An 18,094-nucleotide genomic window follows, 5' to 3' on the forward strand; every position below is an offset into this window, starting at 1 on the left:
GGCGACACCCGTGGTCTTGACCGCCGGCCAGACCTACGTGGTGTCCTACTTCGCACCCAACGGCCGGTACTCCGCGACGCCGAACTACTTCGCCACCCCGCGCACCGTCGGTCCGCTGACCGCCGGCACGACGTCCAACGGCCGGTACCTCTACGGACCCGCCGGCGGCTTCCCGACCAACAGCTGGCAGGCGGAGAACTACTTCGTCGACGTGGTTTTCACACGATCCGGCTAGAGAATTCGGTTTCACCGAACCCGCGGTGAAGCCTCGCATGACAGGCCCGTCACCCGAGCGGTCCTGAACGCCCACAACACCCTGGGGGTATCAGTGAACACGAAACTTCGAATCGCCGTCGTCGGCGCCGGATACTGGGGGCCGAACCTCGCCCGCAACTTCCGAGCTAACCCGGAATGGGACCTGGTCGCGATCTGTGACCTCGACAGGGACCGCGCCCAACGGGTCGCCGACGGTGTCGGCGGCGCCCGCGTGGTGACATCGCTCAAGGACCTGCTGGAATCCGATGACATCGACGCCGTGGCTATTGCCACGCCGGCCTCCACCCACCACGGCATCGCCAGGGCCGCCCTGAGCGCAGGCAAGCACGTGATGGTGGAGAAACCTCTCGCCGACACCGGGGTCAAGGGCCGGGACATGGTTCGAGTGGCCGCCGACAGGGGACTGGTCCTCATGGCCGACCACACCTACTGCTACACGCCCGCCGTCCTGAAGATCCGGGAGCTTGTCGCGGAGGGAGCGCTCGGCGACATCCTGTTCATCGATTCGGTGCGCGTGAACCTCGGCCTGATCCAGCCCGACGTCGACGTTTTCTGGGACCTCGCCCCTCACGACCTGTCTATCATCGACTTCGTGCTTCCCGGCGGGCTGCGGCCGCTGTCGGTGTCGGCCCACGGCGCTGATCCGCTGGGGGCGGGTAAGGCGTGCGTGGGATACCTCGCGCTGCCGTTGGCGAACGGGGCGATGGCCCACGTGCACGTGAACTGGCTCAGCCCCACCAAGATTCGCCAGATGATCATCGGCGGCACCAAACGAACCCTGGTCTGGGACGACTTGAACCCGCAACAACGGGTCAGCGTCTACGACCGCGGCGTCGACCTGTCGCTGCAGGCCGTCGGCGGGGAGGCGCGTCGGGAGTCGACGATCTCCTATCGGTTGGGTGACACGTGGTCGCCCGCCCTCCCCGAACACGAGGCCCTCGGTGCGATGGCGACGGAGTTCGCCCGCAGCATCCGGGAGAAACGTCCCGCCAGGACCGACGGGGAGTCGGGACTGCGGGTACTGGCGGTGCTGGAGGCGGCGACCAGGAGCCTGGCGGCGGCCGAACTCGCACCCGTTGCCGACATCCGTGCCAGTGCCGATGACCTGAGCCTGATCGGTGAGGCGTCATGAGCGCCCTGGTCGGAGCGACTGTCCTTGTCACCGGCGGCGCCGGCACCATCGGATCGGCTATCGTCGACCAGCTCCTTGATGCCGGTGCGGCGCACATTGACGTGCTCGACAACCTGGTCAGGGGCCGGCGCGACAACCTCGCCGGGGCCCTGGCGTCTGGCCGGGTGACTCTGGTGGAGGGCGACCTACGTGACCGTGACCTGGTCCATGACATCGTCGCGGGCAAGGACCTGGTCTTCCACGAGGCAGCACTCAGGATCACTCAGTGCGCCGAAGATCCGCGCCTGGCCCTCGAGGTGCTCGTCGACGGCACCTTCAACGTCTTCGAGGCGGCGGCCGACCGGGGCATCGAGAAGCTCATCACCGCGTCCAGCGCTTCGGTGTACGGACTCGCGGAGCACTTCCCCACCTCGGAGCGCCACCACCACCACAACAACGACACCTTCTACGGTGCGGCGAAGTCGTTCAATGAGGGCATGCTGCGCAGCTTCAGAGCCATGCGCGGCCTCGACTTCGTGGCGCTGCGGTACTTCAACGTCTACGGTCCGAGGATGGACGTGCACGGCCTCTATACCGAAGTCCTGGTGCGGTGGATGGAGCGCATCATCGACGGGAAAGCACCGCTGATCTTCGGGGACGGCCGCCAAACCATGGACTTCGTGTTCACCGCCGACATCGCCAGGGCGAACCTGCTCGCTGCGACCAGTGACAGCCGTGACGGCGTGTACAACATCGCCAGCGGGGTGGAGACGAGCCTGCTCGAACTGGCTGAGCACCTCCTGCGAGCGATGGATTCGACGTTGCCGGTTGAGCACGGCCCCGACCGGGCAGTTAACGGAGTGGCGCGCCGACTTGCTGATGTCTCCGCAGCCCGGCGGGATCTCGGGTTCGAAGCCCGGGTCGGGCTCGATCAGGGGCTCCGGGAACTCGTCGCCTGGTGGGCACCCCTCCGCGAGGAAATCGCCGCCGGCCGAACGCTGGTGACCTCATGAGCCGCATCAATGTCATGAAGCCGTGGATCGGCGCCGACGAGATCCAGGCGGTCACCGAAGTGATCGAATCCGGCTGGGTCGCGCAGGGACCCCGGGTGGCCCGGTTCGAGGAGGAATTCGCGACGGCCATGGGCGCCGAGCACGCCGTGGCGACGTCGAACTGCACCACGGCCCTGCACCTGGCACTCGTCGTTGCGGGCGTCCAGGCCGGGGACGAGGTGATCGTCCCCTCCTTCTCGTTCATCGCGACCGCCAACGCGCCTACGTACGTCGGCGCCCGCCCGGTCTTCGCCGACGTGGACCTGGCGACGGGCAACCTCACCGCGGAGACCGTGTCCGCGGTCATCACCGATCGCACACGAGCGGTGATCGTGGTGGACCAGGGCGGGATCCCGGTTGACCTCGCCGCGATCCGTGCAGTGTGCGAACTGCGCGGGATCTTCGTCATCGAAGATGCGGCCTGCGGCGCCGGGTCCACCTACCGGGGGCGCCCGGTCGGTGCCGGGGCTGACATCGCCGCGTGGTCCTTCCACCCGCGCAAGCTCCTCACCACCGGCGAGGGCGGGATGCTGACCACGTCGACAACGGCGTGGGCGACCCGCGCCCGGCAGCTTCGGGAGCACTCGATGAGCCTCTCGGCCGCCAGCCGCCAGGCAAGTGTGCTTTCACCGGCCGAGGAATACCGGGAGATCGGATTCAACTACCGGATGACCGACCTTCAGGCCGCGATCGGGATCGTGCAACTCGGACGCTTGCCGGAAGTCGTGCGCAAGCGACGGGAGCTGGCGGAGCGGTACAGCATCGCCCTGGCCGCAGTGCCGGGTCTGCGCGTGGTCAGCGACCCGGAGTGGGGAACCTCGAACTTCCAGTCCTACTGGGTCGAAGTGCTCCCGGATTTTCCCACGGATCGAGAGGGCCTCGTCGAGGCGCTGGCGCATGCGGACATCTCGGCCCGCCGCGGCATCATGGCGGCACACCGCCAACCGGCCTACCGGGATTGGGTCGAGCACAACGTTCCGCTTCCGGTCACCGAGCGCCTGAACGACAACACGCTGATCCTGCCGCTCTATCACGAGCTGGCGGATGCTGAACAGGACCGTGTGATCGATGCCGTGGTGCAGGTCTCGTCCACCCGTCGCCGGGGCGCCGCATGAGAGACGTCATCCTGCTCGCCGCCAGCGGCCTGGCGAGAGAGGTCGTCTCGGCGGAACAGCGTGAATTCCGCTGGGTGGCAATTCTCGACGACGATGAGGAGCTGCACGGCAGCCGCGTGGCTGGAATCGACGTGATCGGCGGATTGGAACTCGCTGCGAGGCACCGGACCGGGCTGCTGATCTGCGTCGGCTCCGGCGCCGGGCGACGCCGGGTGGCTGACCGGCTGGCCGCCCTGGAGGTGCAACCGGAGCGGTATGTCACGGTCATCGACGCCTCGGCACGTGTCCCCGCCTCCTGCACTGTCGGCCGGGGCAGTGTGCTGCTTGCGCACACCGTGCTCACTGCCGACGTCAGAGTCGGCCGTCATGTCGTGGTCATGCCGCAGGCAACCCTCACGCACGACGTGGTCGTCGGTGACTTTGCCACTCTCACTGCCGGAGTCTCCCTCGCCGGGGGAGTCACAGTGCACGAGGGTGCCTACCTCGGCATGAACGCCACCGTTCGGCAGGGCGTCGTCGTCGGAGCCGGAGCGATCGTCGGGATGGGCGCCGCTGTCATCGCCGACGTGCCGGCCGGAGAAACCTGGGCCGGTGTCCCCGCCCGGTCCGTCTATCAGAGGAGCGCAGTGTGAAGACCACCGAACGAGTCCCGATGCTCGACCTGGCCGGGCAGCATCAGCAGATCGCCGACGTGGTTCGGCAGGGCTTCGACCGGGTCATCGCGGCGAGTTCCTTCATCCAGGGCCCCGACGTCGCCCGGTTCGAAGGGGAATACGCGGCCTACTGCACCAGCCGGCACGTGATCGGTGTCGGTAACGGCACCGACGCGCTCGAGCTCGCACTGCGCGCCAGCGGCATCGGCGCAGGCGACGAGGTCATCGTTCCCGCCAACACCTTCGTGGCGAGCGCCGAAGCCGTTCTGCGCGCCGGTGCGCGGGTGGTCTTCGCCGACTGCGACGAGAATTTCCTCCTCGACCCCGTGAGTGTGGGCGAGCGGATGACCGCCCAGACCCGAGCGGTCATCGCCGTGCACCTTTACGGTCAAGCCGCGCCGGTCGACGAACTCCGTCTGCTGGTCGGCCCCGACGTCGTCCTGGTCGAAGACGCGGCGCAGGCCCAGGGGGCGCGGTCCCATGGTCGGCGCGCCGGGTCCCTGGGGGACGTGGCCGGCACCAGCTTCTACCCCGGCAAGAACCTCGGCGCCTACGGTGACGCAGGTGCCGTGATCACATCCTCCGACGCGATCGCCGCCGAGGTGCGTGCGCTCAGTAACCACGGCGGAGTGCACAAGTACGAGCACCTCAGCGTGGGGACCAACTCCCGGCTCGACACCCTGCAGGCCGTGGTGCTTTCCGCCAAGCTCGCCCTGCTCGACGGGTGGAACGCCGAACGCCGACGCCTTGCCGCCCGGTACACCGCCCTGCTCGACGGGGCTCCCGGAGTGGTCACCCCCCGAACCGCGCCAGGGAACGAGCACGTGTTCCACCAATTCGTGGTGCGGGTGCCGGAACGGAACCGGACGTATCAGGACATGAGCGACGCGGGTATCGGCGTGGGCATCCATTACCCGGTCCCGGTGCATCAGCTCCCCGCCTTCGCTGACGTGGCCAGGGGGCAGGGCACGTTCCCCGTCGCCGAACGCCTGAGCGGGGAGATCCTCTCGCTGCCGATCTACCCCGGCCTCACCGACGAGCAGCAGGATCGGGTGGTCGACACCCTGCAATCATGCCTGTGACCGACGCCTCACCCGGCTCGGTCCTCGGCGATCAGGTGCGTAGGGGGGCGCTCTGGTCGGCCGGCAGCACCCTGTTCCTGCGCTTCGCCAACATCGCGATCATGGCGGTCGTCGCCCGGATCGTGGCCCCGGAGGCGTTCGGGGTGTTCGCCCTGGCCATGGTCGTGCAGGGGGTCGTCGTCAGCCTCGCCGAACTCGGCATCTCTTCGGCGCTGCTCCGTAACGACCTCGACCCCGACCGCATCGCGCCGACGATCGCCACGGTCTCGATCATCACGAGCCTCGTGCTGGGCACCGCGATGGCCGTTTTCGCCGACCCTCTCGCTGCTGCCCTCGGCTCCCCGGATGCGGCAGGGCCGCTTCGGGTGATGGCGCTCTCGGTGGCACTCATCGGGCCGTTCGTGGTGCCGGGGGCGCTGATCCAACGCGACTTCCGGCAGGATGTGATCTTTCGAGCGGCAGCGATCGCGTTCGTTCCGAGCAGCGCGGTCCTCTTATTGGTGGCACTCGCCGGTGATGGGGCGTTGGCGTTCGCCTGGTCGCGGGTCGCGGCGCAGCTGGTCACCGGGGTGATCCTCACCATGAAGGTGAAAAAACGCTACTGGCCGGGATTTCGGCGGGATCAGATCGGAATGCTGATTCGCTTCGGACTGCCGCTCGCACTGGCCAACCTGCTCAGCCAGGCGTTGCTCAATGTGGATTACGTCTTCGTCGGCCGCACCCTGGGCGTTGAAGCCACCGGGCTCTACTCTCTGGCGTTCACCATCGCCGCCTGGTCCACCGCCGTGATCGGATCCGTTCTGAACGGCATCGTTCAACCCGCGTTCTCCCGAGTGCGTCATGAAGGCGGGGACCTTCGCGGCGCCCTGCTTCAGGCCTGCCGAACTGTCGCCCTGGTGGCCTGCGCGATCGGCGGACTCACCCTCGCCCTCGCCGAGCCGTTGCTCACCACCATCTATGGAACCCAGTGGACGGGAGCCGCACCGGCCCTCGTCGTCCTCGCCGTTTACGGGGTCATCTTCGTGTTGGGCCTCCTCCTGGCGAACATCATCATCTCCACCGGCCGCACCGGCGGTCTGCTCCTCGTGCAGGTCGCCGCTCTCGCGGTGCTCCTGCCCGCCATGGCGGTCGGTGTCCGATACGGCGGTCTGGTGGGCGTGGGACTGGCCCACATTCTGGTGAGCGCGGGAGTCATCCTCCCGTTGTATCTCCTGATGCTGCGACGAACGATCCCTCGACCGTTCGGTGTGATGGTTCGGGCGATTGCCTGGCCGGTGTGTGCCGGCACCGCGGCCGGAGGGACAGCGTGGGCCGTGGCGATGCTGGTGTCAGCGGCTCCGGCGAAGTTTTTGCTCGGAGGGTTGGCCGGCGGCATCCTCTACCTGGTGCTGACCGCACCGCTGCTTCTCCCGCTTGTGCCGCCGTCGCTTCGCCGTTCCCGAACCTTCGGCCGGGTTCTGGCCGGCCTCGCCTGGCCGTCCAGCTGGCTGGCCCGGCGCATGACCGGGGGGCGCGCATGACGCTCGGGGTGCTCGTCTACCCGCACGACCTCGGGATCGGCGGGAGCCAGCTCAACGCGATTGAGATTGCGGCCGCGCTGCAGCGCCGTGGTCACCGGGTTATTGTCTTCGGCACCCCGGGTGCGCTTGTGCAGCGAATCGCCGATCTGGGTCTCGAATTCATCGCGGCTCCACGACCGGGCCGGCGCCCGTCACCCCGGGTGGCCCGTGCGCTCGCCGACCTCGTGGTGGAACGGAAGATCGATGTGCTGCACGGCTACGAGTGGCCACCGGCGCTGGAGTGCATCCTCGCCAGCCGGCTGCAGCCATCCGCCGTCGCGGTGTCCACCGTGATGTCGATGGCTGTCGCACCGTTCCTTCCGAAGTGCATGCCACTCGCGGTCGGGACCGAGGCGATCGCCGCCGCCGAGCGTGCCTTCGGTCGCTCCTCGGTCAGCCTGCTGGAGCCGCCGGTCGACCTGACGGAGAATCATCCGGGTGCGGTGCCCGCCGGGGTCTTCGGAGCCGGCGACGACGGTCGGTTCACGGTTGGCATGGTGACCAGGTTCGCCCATCAGCTGAAGCTGGAGGGAATCCTCACGGCGATCGACACCGTCGGAGCCCTGGCCCGGCACGCGGCCATTCGGCTCGTCATCGCCGGGGACGGGCCCGCCCGCGAGGAGGTGGTCGCCCGTGCCGCGCACGTCAACGCGGACTCGGGTGCCGGCACCGTGGTCCTGCTGGGCGAGGTGACCGATCCCCGGCCCGTCTACGAGTCAGCCGATGTGATGCTCGGCATGGGCGGGTCTGCGTTGAAAGCGCTCGCCTTCGCGAAACCGCTGGTGGTGCAGGGGGAGGGCGGATACTGGGAGCTTCTCACCCCGGATACCCTGCCGGAATTCCTCTGGGCCGGGTGGTACGGGGTGGGAGAATCGGCCGAAACGGGTCCGGCCCGGTTGGAGGGCATCCTCCGGCAACTGCTCGAGGACGCCGGTCTTCGAGCGGAAGTCGGCGCGTTCGGCCTGGCAACCGTGCACGGGCGGTTCTCGGTGGAGGCCGCAGCCGTGACCCAGCTGGCCATCTATCGCGCAGCACTCCAGCTGCGGGTCACGCGCGGGCAGCAGGTCCGGCACGATGCTGCGGCCCTGACCCGGTACGCCCGGTACTACGCGGGGAAACGTGTGCGCCGGTTGATCGGAACCGAGCAGACCGACGACTTCAACGCCCGTCCGGCGAGTGTCCGGCCCGGAAGCCTGCCGGTGACGACGGGAGCGGGCTCGTGACACCGCCGTACCTCGTCTACATCGCCGGCGCCGAATGGGATGCCGTTCCGGGAACCGACCGGCGTCTCACGGCGGCGCTGGCCCGACGCATCCCGGTCCTCTGGGTTGACCCTCCGGTGGCGGTGCACAGGACATTGCGCCGCAACTACCGCTGGCCGTTGCCTCAGCTTGTCTCCGAGGGCCCGAACATCGTTCGGCTGCGCAGCGTCACCGTGCCGTTCGCGTCGAAGCGGGCAATGCTCTCCATCGCGGGTGCCCTGGGCGCCTGGGCAGTCCGCTGGGCGGTCAAGAAGCTCAACGCCGACGTGACCGCTGTCGTGGTGGCGACTCCCCGGGCACGGTTCCCGAGACGGGTACGGGGTAGTCGGCTGCTCTACCTCACCGACGACTGGGTGGCCGGCGCTGCCCTGCTGGATCTGCCCCAGTCTGGTATTTCCCGGATCCTCCGAAGGAATGTGTCCCGGGCGGACGTCGTCGCCGCGGTCACCCCGGAGCTCGCCGCAACAGTCAGCGGTCTCGCCGTCGACCGCACGGTCGAGGTCCTGCCCAACGGCTGCGAACCTGTTGTGTCTGCCGGCCGGCGTCAACCCGACCGCGGGGACCCGAAAGCCGCTGCCGCCCTGGTCGGACAACTCAATGAGCGATTGGACTTCGACGTGCTCGAAGCGGTGCTGGCGACCGGGGTGCCGATCCTGGTCGTCGGACCGCGTACTGAGCGTGATCCTCAGATCACGGTCCGCCTCGACGCGTTTCTCGCCGCAGAGACGGTGACCTGGCTCGGGGAGGTTCCGTTTGCGGAACTACCCGGTCACCTCGTGGGGGCGGTGGTCGGCCTGACTCCGTATCGCATCACGTCATTCAACCGAGCCAGCTTTCCCTTGAAAACCCTGGAATACCTGGCCAACGGGCTGCCGGTGGTGTCGACCGATCTGCCGGCAGTCCAGTGGTTGAACACCGACCTGATCAGCGTCGGGACTGATCCGCGGCAGTTCGCTGAGCACGTGCAGCGAATCGTTTCCGATCCGGCACGCGGCGCGGAGGCTGAGACCGACCGCCGACGCCGGATCGAATTTGCGGCATCCCACAGCTGGGACGTCCGGGCGGGGCGGCTCCTGGACCTCGTCCTCCCCGCGGGCAGCTCAGGTGTCCCCGCGACGCCACGATCACGACCCGCAGCATCCGGCGCGCTCACCTGAGCACCCGGCAGTTCGGCCATCGCGAGGGAGCAGCACATGCCATCGGAACAGACCACCGTCATCACGGCGAGCCGCCGGCGGTGGGCGGTGATCGTCGCAGCGGGCGTCGTGGTCGTTGTGGCCGCACTGTCGCTGGTGGCCGGCGTCGCAGGACAGGCACGGGCAGAGGCCAACATCTTCGGTTCACCGACCCCCACTGTGGCCGCAGCATCGGACGATGCGTCGGTGGAAGTGGGCGTCCGCTTCACCAGCACCCGGGATGGCTGGGTGACCGGTCTCCGGTTTTACAAGGGCACAGGCAACTCCGGACCACACCTGGGCACTCTGTGGGACGGTGACGGGAACCCGCTGACTCGGGTGGAATTCACCCGAGAATCCTCCAGCGGATGGCAGGAAGCCACCTTCGCCGAACCGGTGCCGGTTCACCGCGGCCACAGCTATGTCGCCTCCTACTTCGCGCCACGGGGTCACTACGCCTCGGATGCCGGCGCGCTAGCCGACCCGCATACCAACGGCGCGCTGTCGGTTCCGGCCGGCGGCGGCGTCTTCCGCTACGGGTCCGGAGGCTTCCCGACCGCGTCGTTCGAGGACACCAACTATTACGTCGACGTCAGGTTCCGCCCCGCCGCCCCGGGTGAAACGGTGCCGGAAGACCACCCGCGGGCCGCTAGTCCCTCGGCCCCGGCCGAATCGTCCTCCACCCCGACCCCTGCTGCGCCCGACCCGATCTCGGTGCCCCCGAGCGACACCGGGACCTCGCTGGCCCTTCCGCGGATTCCCTGGGAAGGAGGGCCGGCCTACTGGAAACAGTTCAGCAAGGCCGACGCGGCCGGTTGGGACGACCCGACGTTTTTCCCTATCGTCTCCTGGTTCGGCAACTTCAGCACCGATGACGAGGTCGCCTACGACAAGTCACTCGGCATCAACACGTACAGCGGCATGTGGGATGGCACGCCGTACCGGCTCTTTGCCGACAACGGTGTGTTCTGGATCGGCGGAAAGCTCAACGACGGCTTCACCGCCGACAGCGGCAATTGGGTGGGCCAGTTCCTTGACGATGAGGTCGACGGCCGATTCACCCCAGCAGACGGCCACAAGCACCTCCAGGGGTTGGTCGACGCCCTCCCCGACGACGGGCGCTTCCGCTACGCGAACTTCACCCAGATGGTGATCGCAAGTGACCTCCCGCAGGAGGCAGCGCGCCAGTACGTGAACGGATACACCGATGTGGTGTCGGTGGACATGTACTGGTACAGCATCCCCTTCTGCGACCAGACCCCGTATCGGGATGTGTATCTGACCCCGGTCGCGCAGGCGACCTGTCGCACCGCGTCGAGCTACGGCGCCACTATGAACTCCCTCCGCGCCCAGGACGCCGCAGACGGAAAACTGCAACCACTCTGGCAATGGGTGGAGAACCTGAACGGCGGTCCGCCGGATGCTGCGCCGAAGTCCTACCTCACCCCGGGGCAGCTCACGGGGGCGGTGATGAACTCGATCATCAACGAAGCCCGAGGGATTGCCTATTTCAATCAGAGCCTCAGTGGAACGTGCCAAAGCAGCAACGTTTTCCGCCAATCTCAGGTCAGCCCGGGCTTTTGTGGCAATGCTCAGGTCGCCGCAGTGAAGTCGGTGAACGCTCAAATTCACTCACTCGCCCCGGTGCTCAACACCCAGTCCTACGAGTACACCTTCGGTCCGAAGCTCGACACCATGCTCAAAACCTATGCAGGGTCGGCCTACATCTTCGCGATGGTCGACGGCTCTGCCGGCCCGGGGGAGCGCACTCTCACCCTGCCGCCCGGGGTCGAAGGCAAGAACGTCGAGGTGCTGGGAGAAGATCGCAGCCTGGCGGTCGACGGCAAGGGACGATTCACCGACGCCTTCGCCGAGGAATTCAGCTACCACATCTACCGGGTGCCCCTCACGGCAGGGGCGGGCAGCGAGTAGCGGGTGTCCGCGGGCTGAACCGCCGACTGCCCGGAGGAGTCCAGCTGTCCTATCGGGTCGCCACCGGCTGACCGGGCACGGGAGGCCCTGCAGCGAGCAGGTGCCGCGCACCCCCAGCCAGGCCGAGGACGAGGAAGAGCATCCCCGCAGACATCGAGAACGCGAAACCGTCGAAGAAGGCCATCAGCAGACTGCCCGCGACGAGCGCCGCGACGAGGGCCTGGGCCAGCTGCCGGTCCAGGCTGTCGGTGGCCGTGCGGCGGGCCTGCGCCGCACTGACGATGCCGGCGACGACCAGGATGAGGAAGGCGATGACGCCCAGGATTCCCAACTCGATCGCCAGGAGCAGGTACTGGTTGTCGAAGATGTGATATTTCGCGATGAAGGTGCCGAATCCCTTGCCGACGACAGGGAACCGGCTCATGTAGTCGATGGCGATGTCGTAGCTGGTCGTTCGCGATGCGGTGCTCGGGTCCGACCCCAGTCCGGTGAACAGACCGCGGATCGTTCCGATCATCCCGGGGACGAGCACCCCGATCGCGACGGTCAGGGCGCCGCCCACCGTGACAATGAGCATCCGGACGCTGCGGGAGAGGGTCGGCAGCATGATGATCAGTCCCACGGCGAGGCCGATCAGGGTTGACCGGGAGACCGAGAGCAGTGACGCGACAGTGATCATGGCGACAGGCAGCCAGGGGATCAGCCGATGCGCCGAGCGATTCTCGACGGCCAGGGCGAGGGCGATCGGAAAAGCCATGGCCAGGACGACTCCGTACTCAAGCGGATGGATCGCCGTTCCCGACGCGCGGATGAAGCCGGCTCGCTGGTCGAGTGCGTCCGAGGTGGGGCCCTCCCACATCGTGAACGGCACGAAGTGCCAGAACTCCAGGAGAAGGTTGCCCGTCAGGAACTGAAGGATGCCCAGGGTCGCCATCGCGCCGCCCGCCCACGCGAGCCTGCGCAGCAGGACCCGTAGTTCGCCGACGCTGGGGAGACCGTCGATGCCGACGAGCAGGATCCCGGCCCACGCCAGCAGTCGCAGGAGCCCGTTGTCGGCCGGGCTGACCTCGTCGGTGGGCAGCCCGCGAAGCATGGCACAGGCGTAGCTGAAGCCCGCCACCGCGAGGAGGGCGAACAACGCCGCGGATACGCGTCGCGGGCCCGGTGGCAGAGGGGACTGACGCTGCAGCTGATGCCAGCACCACCAGAGTCCCGCGCCGAGGGCCCAGAGCGTTGCGGGCCGTCCCGCCGACCCCAGGGCCGTGATCGTGAGTCCGGACGGAACCGCGAACAGCAGAACCACGTACACGGTGAGAACAGTCAGTCCGTCGATCCCCCGATGGGGACCTCGCTCCGTCGCGGCGGCGCGGGTCGCCGCGGGCGCCGGCCTGCTCATTCGGCGTGCTCGGGAGCGCGTGCGTCTGCGCCGTGCTTGACGGGGATCGTGCTGTCGTCAAAGCCGTCCGGGACGCCGGCGAGCACCCGGCGGTCGCCGGAACGGGACAGGTCCGGGTGCCTCGGACCCTGGGGTGCGCCGAGGTCGTCGTCGAAGTCCTCGGTTGCCCGGCCGTCTTCGAGCTCAACGTCATCCGGCGTGCCGGCGGAATCGGCAACGGGCGGATCCAACCGGCGTCTCCTGTCCCTGGACAGCAGCAGCCCGTCCACCAACCCGGCCAGGAGCAGGGTGAGAGCGAAGCCGGCGGCAGCTGTTGCGGCGACGGCTTCCAGCCGGCTCTTCTGGATCACCGTACTGGTTTCGTCTGTGGTGAGAGGCATCGCGGTGATGCGCTCAACCTCCGGAACGTCGGCTCGGGTCTGCAGGGAGCTGAGGTTTGTCTGCACGCCGGAGAGGGCGCGGTCGAGCACCAGGGCAACCTCACTGTTGGTGCTGCCGGTGGCGGTGACGGAAAGGAGCGGACCGCTGCTGGTCGCGATGCGCTGGACGGTGGCGTCCGCGGCCGGATGCCCATCCAACAACGACTCACGCACGGTCTGCGAGGCCATCGTGTTCACCAACACGTCACTGGCTTGGCCGAGGCCGCCGAGGAACAGGTAGGGGTTCTCTCCTTCGGGAACGCTCGAGGCCGCGGGCATGAGGAGCAGGGTCGCGTTGCGTTGGTAGGTGGGTTGCACCTCGGAATACACGACGCCGGCAGCGACGCCGGTGAGTACCAGACCGATCAGCACGACGTACCAGCGCCGTCCGAGGCCTCGCAGGAAGTTCTTCAATGTCATGTCACACGCTCCGTTTGCTGGGCGGTTGTGCCCGGTGAAATAGTGGGCGGCAGGGTTTGGCCGGCCGACCCGTCCTGGCGGCGGGGTCTGGGAGTCCGGCCGGCGAGCCGGTCGACGAGCGTTGCCGCGGTCGCGGCCACGCCGAGCCCGACCAGCCCGAGTACGAGCAGGGCCCTGGCCTGTGTTCTGCGGGATCCGCCGACGTGACTGACCGTGGCCTCGGCCGGGACCCGCTCAGTGCTGATGGCATCCCGGGGGTCCAGGGTGCTCTGCCGGTCGGCGGTGAGAACGTCGATCCGGTCGAGGAGAGTGTTGAGGGTCACTCTGACCCTGTCGGGATCCTGACCGGCGACCCGTACCGACAACACCGGGTCGGGGAAGCTGTACTCCCACTGCCCGCCGGTGTTGGGTATGACGACCTGATACCCCTCGGAGACTCCCGCACCGAAGAGTGGGGCGTCCGGCGAGAGACGGTCGGGCAGCTTTCCGTCGTTGATCTCCTGCTCGATGGCCCCGACGAATTCCAACAGGGTGTCCCGCTGTCGGTCGTCGAAGACGCCGACGGCTGCGGCATCGGGAACCACGAAGACCACCTTCGTTTGCGAGACGTAAGCGCCGCCGGCCTCGTCGAGGGTGACGAACGTGACGCCCAGGACGGCGAAAACGGCCACGACGACATACCAGCGCCGCAGGAGAACTCGCAGCAAGCCGGCGGCGGTCATTCGCCCATCCCGATCGGAGAGGCGGCGGTGTTCGTCGCATGAGGAAGGGTCCTCCACCGGCGACGATCCAGCAGCACGGCCAGGGCGTAGCGATCGGCCGCCCGGTGGGCCCGGAGGGCCGCATGGAGCGTGACCGCAACGTGCACGAGCGCGGCGGCGGCGGGGGTGCCGTGCCGTTCGGCGTAGCGCACCCGGTTCACGGACATCAACGCGGATTGCCCGGCGGACACACCTGAGCCGCCCTGGCGGTGAGCGACGGTCGCTGCCGGGTCGTACCACACCGTTGCGCCGGCGTTCCGGGCGCGGCGGAAGTAGTCGGTTTCCTCTGAATAGAGAAAGTACCGCTCATCCCAATCACCGAGGCGCTCGGCGAGCGCCCGGTCGATCAGCAGGGCGGCTCCGGTGGCCCACTCCACGACGTGCGCGCGCCGGTAGCTTTCCTGGTCGTAGACGGTCTCGGAGAGCCAGCCCGGCCTCCGCCGGGCCCGAGAGCCGAACAGCGCTTCGCCGAACGACCGCAGCACCGTCGGTTCGCGGCGGAGCGACGCCTGGAGGACGCCGAGGGAATCCACCAGGCGGGGAACGACGACGCCGGCGCCGGTTGATTCCAAGCAGTTGAGCATCTCGCGCACACTGCCCGGTCGAACCACCAGGTCCGGGTTGAGCACCAGAATGCTGCGTGCACGGCCGACAAGCCTCAACGCCACGTTGATTCCGCCGGCGTAGCCGCGATTGCCGCCGCTGGAGCGCACGGTGATGTCGGCGTGCTCGGCAAGCACACCGAGGGTGCCATCGGTCGAATCGTTGTCGACGACGACGACGCACATCCGAACCGACGGCGTGGCCCCTCTCAGACTGGCGAGGAGCGGCCCGACGTCTGCCTCGCTGTTGTAGGTGACGATGATGACCGCGACATCGGCCGGCTGGTCAGCGCTGACGAAGGTGTCGCGCCCGGGGGCGGGCGACGGCGACCGGTCGGGCGTCAACGCGGTCATGGCAGGAACGGGCAGGGTCGACGTGATGAGTACACGCGTTCACCCCCTTGGTTCGGATCGGATGTGGCAGGTTTTACGAGCCAGACCCATGATGCAATCGACGGGACCAGGGTCCCCGTCGGAGCAGACAGTATCCCGGTCGAGGCAGACCGTCGGACCCCAAAGAGGGGGTGATTGGCCGAAGTCGTCAGGGTCACGCCGCGAGGTCCGGAGGGAGTGCTCGGCTGGACAGGTCGCGTTCCCAGCCCGCCCGGCCTCGGCTGACGACACGGTGGGCCCTGAGCCGGCCGAGCACCGTGAGCAGCCCGTAGCAGACCACGTCGGCCGCGCTCGCCGGGCCGCGCACGGATGCGACGAGGGACCTGATGCTTCCGGCGGTCGTGGACTCGGTCCCCAATTCCGAGACCCCCCGATACTGGCGGGCGAGAACGGCGACGAGGCTGGCGACGGTCCGGGGTGTGAAGACCCGCACGGGAGAGCCGGTCGGTACGACGACCTTCTCGTCGGAGCGGAAGAGGCTGTCGACGTACGAGTCGTCGGCCGTGACGTCGGGGAAGCGGTCGAATCTGCCGTGCCCTGACGCGTTCACGGCATAGGCACCGGCGCCCCAGACGGCGTCGCGATTGGTCGGTATCCTTCGCCGCGCGCGGTAGTAGCTTTTGACCAGGGCCGACGCGCCTGTGGTGTCATAGGTGTACTCGGGGCGTGCGGCCAGGATGCGCCCGGTCCCGAGAGAGTCGAAGATCGCGCGCACCGTGGTGGGTTCGATCGCCACGTCTGCGTCCAGGTAGAGACGCGGCCAGGCGTGGGCGGCGGCGTCGCCGACGTTGAGGGCCGCGGTCTTGGATGCTGTCTCGATGTCGTACACCGCGACGCCGGGGAACCGGCGGGCGACGGACGCCGTGCTGTCGGAGCAGCCGTTGCAGACGACGATGATCTCCGCCTGGTTCAGGGCCGCCATCGGGGCGATCAGGGCGAGGGTACGTCCGATCGTCGCGCGCTCGTTGTGGGCGGGGATGATGATGGTGCCGGCCGGCGTGGCGGACCTGCCCCACGGGCCGGGCTCTGTCGTGGTGACCGCGACCGGCTTTGGGGGAGCGGCCGGCGCCGTCCTCCAGACAGATCCCGTCAGCAGGGCGCGCACGATCGTGCGCTGGGCGGGGTCGGTCCAGTGCCGGGCGGCGGTCACGGCCAAGGCAGCCTGGAAGGCGAGCGCGTAACCGAAGGACCGATAGCGGCGGGTGAAGCGGACCTGGTTCGCGGCGAGCAGCGCCGCCAGCGCGGGCGTGCGGACGCCGGGGCTGGCTTCGGACCTGATACGCGCGGCAGGTTCGTACCAGATCGGCGCCCCCGTCTCACGCACGCGGCGGAAGTAGTCCGACTCCTGGGCGGCGGTGAACCGCTCGTCCCTGTCGCCGACGAGGTCGTCGACGTCCCGGCGCACCAGGAGCCCGGTGTCGAACCCCCAGCGCACTTGATGCGCATGCTCGTAGCTCTCAGCGTCGGTGTACACCGAGCTGAACCGGCCTCCAGAGCCGGAATCGTCCTTTTCGACGGTTGCGCTGAGGAGGGCCCGGCTCACCGTGGGTTCCTTGGGCAGGTGCCGACGGGTGGCGCCATCACCGGTGAGCAAGCGGGGTACCACCGCGCCGGCGCCGGCGCGGTTCATCCGGTCGACCATGGTTCGCAGCGCGCCACGCTCCACCTCCCCGGTGCCGTCGAGCACGAGCACAGCGTCCGCCCTGCCGATGTGGGCTCTGGCGGCATTGATCGAAGCCGCATGGCCGCGGTTTCGTTCCGTCGGCACCAGGATCACGTCCCGTTGGAGCAGCAGCTCGGGCCGGGAGGTGCGACCGGGGTCCCCGCCGGTCACGATGCAGCGCAGTCGGAGGTCCTGACACTCCGCTCGGAGTTCCTCGAGCAGCGGGAGGACGCTGACTGTGCTGTCGGCGACGACAACGACGGCCACGTCGGCGTGCTCGTCCGGGTCGGCGAAGCCGACGAATCGGTTCTCTGGCGCACCATCGTGGGGGTGGACTCCGATCACCGCCGGAGAGGGTGTCCAGGGGGCGGCGATCGACTCCCGCCGCCGCACCGCGAGGTAGGCAGGTGGGCCCTGCACGAGGTACCGGGTGCACAGGCGCCGGGGTTCCAGTGCGAGCCGCCACGCCCACTCCAGTCCGTGCGCGGAAATCCAGTGCGGAGCCCTGGTCACCCGTCCGGCGAGAAAGTCGACGACGGCGCCGAAGGCCAGCAGCACGCGGGAGCCCGTCGCCAGCCCGTGTTCTGCGATCCACAGCTCCTGCCGAGGCTTTCCGAGTCCGACGATCAGGAGCTCGGTGGCGGCATCGTGGATCTCGCGGGCGATCGCCTCCGACCGCACCGAATCGTTCAGTTCGTCCCTAGCGGGAGCCCAGAGACCGGCAACGCACAGCGCTGGGTATCGAACGGCGAGCTCGGCGAGAAGACGGTCGTGGGTGTCGGCCGTCCCGCCCAGAAAGCCGATGCGGGTGCCGCGGCTTTCGCATAGCGCCAAGATCGGTCCGATCAGGTCGCTGCCGGCCAGGCGCGGCCAGGCGCGGCCGGTGATGCGGCCGGCCTGCGCGGCGAGCGGGGCACCATCGATGAGGTTCAGCCAGGTCAGCTGGCTGTGCCCCGCCTCCGGCGCCGGTCCGTCGTCGTCGAGCGTTCCCGACCAGTCGGCACCCGCCCCGAAGTGATGCACATGGTCGAGGTTGATCGACGTGACCGCCAGGGGCGGGATGTCAGGCGCCTCGAGGTGCTCGGTTATCCGTTCTATGGAGTCGCTGAATTCGAGCAGGTCCACGGCGGACCCGCCGAGGACGATTCGGGCTGTATCAAGAGTCATGTTCGCACCACCGAGGGAGACCAGGCATGGACAAGGGAAGGGAGGGGCGTGCAGAG

At 68.4% G+C, this 18,094-nt stretch carries 15 protein-coding genes; 10 read left to right on the forward strand and 5 right to left on the reverse strand.

Features of this window, described 5'->3' with window-relative positions; all coding sequences use genetic code 11:
* From E3T19_RS00450 to E3T19_RS00495, 10 genes are all read left to right on the forward strand, one after another.
* On the forward strand, positions 1–235 hold a 235-nt coding region (locus tag E3T19_RS00450), incomplete at its 5' end, for a DUF4082 domain-containing protein (protein WP_134407788.1).
* Positions 236–328: 93 nt separating this feature from the next.
* The gene (locus E3T19_RS00455; protein ID WP_088457345.1) at positions 329–1,408 is read left to right on the forward strand and encodes a Gfo/Idh/MocA family protein; all 1,080 of its coding nucleotides are present in this window, start codon (positions 329–331) and stop codon (positions 1,406–1,408) included.
* A complete protein-coding gene (locus E3T19_RS00460; protein ID WP_134407789.1) occupies positions 1,405–2,400 on the forward strand; it encodes an NAD-dependent epimerase/dehydratase family protein in 996 nt (331 codons plus the stop codon). Before E3T19_RS00455 ends, E3T19_RS00460 begins: the two co-directional genes overlap by 4 nt.
* A complete protein-coding gene (locus E3T19_RS00465; protein ID WP_088457343.1) occupies positions 2,397–3,554 on the forward strand; it encodes a DegT/DnrJ/EryC1/StrS aminotransferase family protein in 1,158 nt (385 codons plus the stop codon). Before E3T19_RS00460 ends, E3T19_RS00465 begins: the two co-directional genes overlap by 4 nt.
* Positions 3,551–4,186, forward strand: a complete 636-nt coding sequence (locus tag E3T19_RS00470) for an acetyltransferase (RefSeq protein WP_088457342.1) — start codon at positions 3,551–3,553, stop codon at positions 4,184–4,186. The genes E3T19_RS00465 and E3T19_RS00470 overlap by 4 nt, the downstream gene beginning before the upstream one ends.
* Positions 4,183–5,289, forward strand: a complete 1,107-nt coding sequence (locus tag E3T19_RS00475; protein WP_241979883.1) for a DegT/DnrJ/EryC1/StrS aminotransferase family protein — start codon at positions 4,183–4,185, stop codon at positions 5,287–5,289. Before E3T19_RS00470 ends, E3T19_RS00475 begins: the two co-directional genes overlap by 4 nt.
* Positions 5,280–6,809 carry a lipopolysaccharide biosynthesis protein gene (locus tag E3T19_RS00480; RefSeq protein ID WP_134407790.1) on the forward strand — a complete coding sequence of 510 codons (1,530 nt, stop codon included), beginning with the start codon at positions 5,280–5,282 and terminating at the stop codon, positions 6,807–6,809. Before E3T19_RS00475 ends, E3T19_RS00480 begins: the two co-directional genes overlap by 10 nt.
* Positions 6,806–8,071 (forward strand): glycosyltransferase, encoded by a 1,266-nt coding sequence (locus E3T19_RS00485; protein WP_134407791.1) that lies wholly within the window; start codon positions 6,806–6,808, stop codon positions 8,069–8,071. The genes E3T19_RS00480 and E3T19_RS00485 overlap by 4 nt, the downstream gene beginning before the upstream one ends.
* A complete protein-coding gene (locus E3T19_RS00490; RefSeq protein ID WP_134407792.1) occupies positions 8,068–9,267 on the forward strand; it encodes a glycosyltransferase in 1,200 nt (399 codons plus the stop codon). Before E3T19_RS00485 ends, E3T19_RS00490 begins: the two co-directional genes overlap by 4 nt.
* 36 nt (positions 9,268–9,303) lie before the next feature.
* Complete coding sequence (locus E3T19_RS00495; protein ID WP_088457338.1) at positions 9,304–11,217, forward strand: DUF4082 domain-containing protein; 1,914 nt, start codon at positions 9,304–9,306, stop codon at positions 11,215–11,217.
* Positions 11,218–11,266: 49 nt separating this feature from the next.
* Here the strand turns inward: E3T19_RS00495 and E3T19_RS00500 are convergent, their stop codons facing one another.
* From E3T19_RS00500 to E3T19_RS00520, 5 genes are all read right to left on the reverse strand, one after another.
* Entirely contained in the window at positions 11,267–12,613 is a 1,347-nt protein-coding gene (locus E3T19_RS00500) for an O-antigen ligase (protein ID WP_088457337.1), read from the reverse strand.
* Positions 12,610–13,452 (reverse strand): hypothetical protein, encoded by an 843-nt coding sequence (locus E3T19_RS00505; RefSeq protein WP_088457336.1) that lies wholly within the window; start codon positions 13,450–13,452, stop codon positions 12,610–12,612. The genes E3T19_RS00500 and E3T19_RS00505 overlap by 4 nt, the downstream gene beginning before the upstream one ends.
* A complete protein-coding gene (locus E3T19_RS00510) occupies positions 13,449–14,174 on the reverse strand; it encodes a hypothetical protein (RefSeq protein ID WP_134407793.1) in 726 nt (241 codons plus the stop codon). The genes E3T19_RS00505 and E3T19_RS00510 overlap by 4 nt, the downstream gene beginning before the upstream one ends.
* Positions 14,171–15,169 (reverse strand): glycosyltransferase family 2 protein, encoded by a 999-nt coding sequence (locus tag E3T19_RS00515; protein ID WP_134407794.1) that lies wholly within the window; start codon positions 15,167–15,169, stop codon positions 14,171–14,173. Before E3T19_RS00515 ends, E3T19_RS00510 begins: the two co-directional genes overlap by 4 nt.
* A 193-nt stretch (positions 15,170–15,362) precedes the next feature.
* Positions 15,363–18,038 carry a WecB/TagA/CpsF family glycosyltransferase gene (locus tag E3T19_RS00520; protein ID WP_088457333.1) on the reverse strand — a complete coding sequence of 892 codons (2,676 nt, stop codon included), beginning with the start codon at positions 18,036–18,038 and terminating at the stop codon, positions 15,363–15,365.
* Positions 18,039–18,094 lie beyond the last annotated feature (56 nt).

The organism is Cryobacterium sp. TMT4-31 (genome assembly GCF_004403385.1).
GTDB lineage: Bacteria > Actinomycetota > Actinomycetes > Actinomycetales > Microbacteriaceae > Cryobacterium > Cryobacterium zongtaii.